The sequence below is a fragment of the Pseudorhodobacter sp. genome (assembly GCF_030452865.1).
Lineage (GTDB): Bacteria > Pseudomonadota > Alphaproteobacteria > Rhodobacterales > Rhodobacteraceae > Pseudorhodobacter.
In genome coordinates, this window is the sequence record NZ_JAKDLJ010000331.1 from 1 (window position 1) to 4,110 (window position 4,110).

A 4,110-nucleotide genomic window follows, 5' to 3' on the forward strand; every position below is an offset into this window, starting at 1 on the left:
ACGCGACGGTCGATGGCCAGACCACCGCGCATTATATCGCGGAAGCGTTGGAGGCGACCGGGGTTCAGGTCACCAGTCTTGCGCAGGGCGTGCCGATCGGGGGGGAATTGAACTACCTCGACGATGGCACCATCGGGGCGGCCTTGCGCGCGCGCCGCGCGTTCTGAGCGTCCTATTGCACGAGCGGACAGACTGACGATCAGCGATATAACCGTTTCCAGCCAGTTCTATTTCCCTTTGATTCACTCTATGCGCACCGGACGGGACGCGACTTCCCGGCAAAGGCGAAGCCTTCCGTTCATACACCGCTTCAGCGGGAGCAGCGGCTTTTCTTTCGCCTACGAATGGCCATAGATTGGTCAAAAGACTTTTCCCGCGCCCCAAAGATGGTAGCCTGCCAGAAGGGAGCGACACCCTTTGGGACGTTTTGCGCCATGCGAAGCGGGCCGGAATTCGCTACTCAATAACTGTTGACGGGCCTTCGCCCCCCGGCCCACCACGAACGTGTCAGATATTACAGTCAGGCGCTTTGCTTTTGGAATGAAATGCACATCTTGTTCTTGAACGGCAGCGAATTCAAAGGTGGTTGGCGCGATTTGACCCGCGCCATGTGGCACCGCCTGTTCGTCGGGTTGCTGTTGGGGATGACGGTTCTGATCGTCTACCTTGACCCATATGGTCAGATCATGCCGCCGGGTCCCATGGTGCGGACCCTTATCGTTTCCAGTTCCATTTGCGTCTTTCTGCTGACCTCCATCGGCGCGTTGAAGGCTGCTGCACAGTCGCGCAGGCGGATATTCACCATGACATCCATCACAATTGGCGTTGCGGTGGCTTCGGTTTGGGGCGTGAAAATCAGCATTCTGTCCGGAGGAAATGCGTTGGACAGCGCGGGCTGGGCGGAGTTGCTGGCCTTCAATATGGTGTTTGCGACCGTGGGCGAAGTGATCCTTGGCGCATTCATGCTGCACCGCATTGCAATTGATACCGGGATGGAGATTGATGCGGAACGTGCGATTTTTGTCGGCGCATCGCACCACGAAAACATGATGCGCGATACAGGGTCCAACTTTCACCAAGCATCGGATATCGCGACCCCGGAAAACACCGCGCCGCCGCGCGCAGCGACAGTTCATGCTGCGCTGTCACCGGCTCCCGTTCCGTTGGAATGGCAACAGGTGCTTGGCCAAAAGCTGCGAACCACCGACATCCTGCATCTGAAAGCCGAGGAGCATTATGTTGCCGTGGTGTTGCGCGATGGCAAATCGCTGTTGCTGCGCGGGCGGTTGGCGGATGGGATTGAAGCATTGCCGGACACGCTTGGCATGCAGGTGCATCGCAGCCATTGGGTTGCGACAGCGGCGTTGACGGACCTGCTGTGTAAGCGAGAGGGCTGGCGGCTACGGCTCAGCAACGGGGCGGAAGTTCCCATCGCCCGCAATCGGCGCATTGAGGTTCGTGATTGGGCTGAGGCGCAGCTTTCGGCGTGAACCCTCGCTTGTCGGTCGCCATGCGATCACGTCACAGGTGATCTGGCCAGACACGTTGGCCGAGCGTCGAAACCGCCTTGAGGATCCGCGCGAAGCTCCGCCCAGCGCGGTCGGCACGATGGCGCGCGCGCAAGTAGCCGTGGACCAATCCCGCTTCGCGGATATGCAGCGCCCGCCCCCCTGCCGCGTTTATCGCCTGACAATAAAGTGCCGCATCATCTGCAAGAGGATCACATTCCGCGCTGATCGCGATTGTCGGCGGCAAGCCCGCAAACGCTTGCGCGCGCAGGGGTGAAAAGCGCGGCCCATCGACCCGTTCCGGCCGCCCGTCAGAGCGGATTTTCGCATAGAACGCCATGCCTGCCGCAGTCAGCATCGGGGCAAAAGCATGCTCCGCCGCAGATGGGGTGGACCCCGCTGTGCCAAGGACGGGATAGATGATGACCTGCCCGACAGGCGCGTTTGCGTGCCCCGCACAGGCCGCAGCAACCGCCGCGCAAAGGTTGCCGCCCGCACTGTCGCCGACCAACACCAAAGGCTTGCCCGCCGCCTGATGTTGCGCTGCTGCCAGTGCATCCTCATAGTCCTGCGGGAATGGATGTTCGGGCGACAGGCGGTAATCCACGGAGGTTACGTCAAACCCGGTCCCCGCGCAAATCTCGGCGCAAACATCATCGTGACTTTCAAGCCCGCCAACCACAAAGCCACCGCCGTGCAAGTAGACAACCTGCGCCGCACCGCTTTCTTCCATCGTGTAACGCCGCACCGGGATGTTGTGCTGCCCTGCAATAACGTCATCCTTCGCCACAACACCCGCAGGGTGGCCCGCATGGAAGGCCTTGCACATCCTGTTGTAAACCGCGCGCTGTTCCACAATCGTCAGATCAACAGCATCCGGCGGATACCAGCTTTCAGTTTCACGGATGAACGCCCATGTCTGCGCGTCGATCAGCGCGTCATATTTCGGGTCATATGCGCTCATGGCATCACCTCAAACTTGTCGACATCGACCATGCCGTGATCGGTAATTTTCAGATGTGGGATCACCGGCAGGCACAGGAAGGCCAGTTGTAGGAACGGTTCTTCCAGTGTCACGCCCAAACCAAGCGCCGCGTCGCGCAAGCGTTCAAGAGCGGCGCGCACCACTTCAAACGGTTCCAGGCTCATTAGCCCGGCGACCGGCAGCGCCAATTCAGCCAGCACATTACCGCCCTCGACGACGACAAAGCCGCCTTCGATTTCCCCCAACCGCGTGACCGCCAGCGCCATGTCAGTGTAATCCACCCCCACGACCGCAATATTGTGATGATCGTGGCAAACGGTGGACGCGATAGCGCCACGTTGCAAACCGAAGCCTTTGACAAAGCCGATCGCGCGATTGCCATTCTTGCCGTGCCTCTCGATCACCGCGATCTTCACAAGATCAAGCGCGATATCGGGTGCCTTGTCGCCACTTTCCGGCGCGATGTCATAGGTCAGATGCTCGGTGATGATCTTGCCGGGCAGAATACCGATCACCGGGGTTTCCACGCGGTTGCCGCCGGTGCGGAAATCCTGCGCTGTGATCTTTGGTGCCTTGACCGAATGGCGCGCGACCGGCGGAATGGTTTTGCGCGCCGCAAAAGCGGCATCCGTCACCAGCACACCTCCCGCAAACACCATGCTCGCCTTGCAGTTTTCCAGTGTGTCGATCACCGCGATATCGGCGCGTTTGCCCGGTGCGATCAACCCGCGATCCTTCAGCCCGAACGCCTCCGCCGCCGAAAGGCTGGCGGCGCGGTAGGCGGCAATCGGTGGCGCTCCAAGGGCAATCGCAGTGCGGATCATGAAATCAAGATGGCCATGCTCGCCAATATCCAGCGGGTTCCGGTCGTCCGTGCAAAAGGCGATATAGGGCGAATGGCGTTCGGTGATCAAAGGCGCAAGCGCGTGCAGATCCTTGGAAACCGAGCCTTCACGGATCAGCACCCGCATGCCCTTGCGCAGCTTCTCCAAAGCCTCAGCCGCCGTCGTCGCCTCATGCTCGGTGCGGATCCCGGCGGCGATATAGCCATTCAGCGCATTGCCACGCAACAGCGGGCAATGCCCGTCGATATGCCGCCCCTTGAACCCTTCGAGCTTGGCCATGACGCCCGCATCCCGCGCCAGAACACCGGGAAAGTTCATGAACTCCGCCAACCCAAGGCTGCGCGGGTGGTCCTTGAGCGGCAGGATATCCGCCGCCTCCAACCGCGCGCCCGAGGTTTCCATATGGGTTGACGGCACGCAGGAGGGAAGTTGCACCCGAATATCCATCAGCGTCAGCGCCGACGCCTCAAGGAAATAGTTGATGCCAGCCAACCCACAGACATTCGCAATCTCATGTGGGTCACATATCGCGGTTGTCACGCCCAACGGCGTCACGCAGCGGTCAAATTCGAACGGGGTGACAAGGCTGCTTTCGATATGCAAATGCGTGTCGATGAAGCCGGGAACAAGGATCTTGCCCGCAACCCCAATAACCCGCTTGCCGTCGTAATCCCCGAAAATCCCAACGATGGTATCGCCGCAAATCGCCACATCGGTTTGCACCAGATCGCCGGTGATCAGATCGAACACCCGTCCGCCGCGCAGCACGAGG

The 4,110-nt window shown here is 60.3% G+C and carries 3 protein-coding genes and 1 pseudogene; 2 read left to right on the plus strand and 2 right to left on the minus strand.

What is annotated here, in order from left to right:
* Both L0H65_RS15645 and L0H65_RS15650 read left to right on the plus strand, forming a co-directional pair.
* A pseudogene (locus tag L0H65_RS15645) lies at positions 1-167 on the plus strand (recombination protein RecR); the annotation flags it as partial.
* Positions 168-545: 378 nt separating this feature from the next.
* The gene (locus L0H65_RS15650) at positions 546-1,490 is read left to right on the plus strand and encodes a LytTR family DNA-binding domain-containing protein (protein WP_301460004.1); all 945 of its coding nucleotides are present in this window, start codon (positions 546-548) and stop codon (positions 1,488-1,490) included.
* Positions 1,491-1,521: 31 nt separating this feature from the next.
* On the opposite strand, the gene L0H65_RS15655 is transcribed toward L0H65_RS15650, so the two are convergent.
* Together L0H65_RS15655 and ade are read right to left on the minus strand one after the other, a co-directional pair.
* On the minus strand, positions 1,522-2,472 hold the full coding sequence (locus L0H65_RS15655; protein ID WP_301460005.1) for an alpha/beta hydrolase: 951 nt from the start codon (positions 2,470-2,472) through the stop codon (positions 1,522-1,524).
* A partial coding sequence (gene ade, locus L0H65_RS15660; RefSeq protein ID WP_301460007.1) for an adenine deaminase occupies positions 2,469-4,110 on the minus strand: 1,642 nt, incomplete at its 5' end. The genes ade and L0H65_RS15655, both read right to left, overlap by 4 nt.

What these genes read in the sequence shown, in the direction of transcription:
- L0H65_RS15650 (WP_301460004.1), top strand. Translation starts at nt 546, where the DNA reads ATGCACATCTTGTTCTTGAACGGCAGCGAATTCAAAGGTGGTTGGCGC.
- L0H65_RS15655 (WP_301460005.1), bottom strand. Translation starts at nt 2,472, where the DNA reads ATGAGCGCATATGACCCGAAATATGACGCGCTGATCGACGCGCAGACA.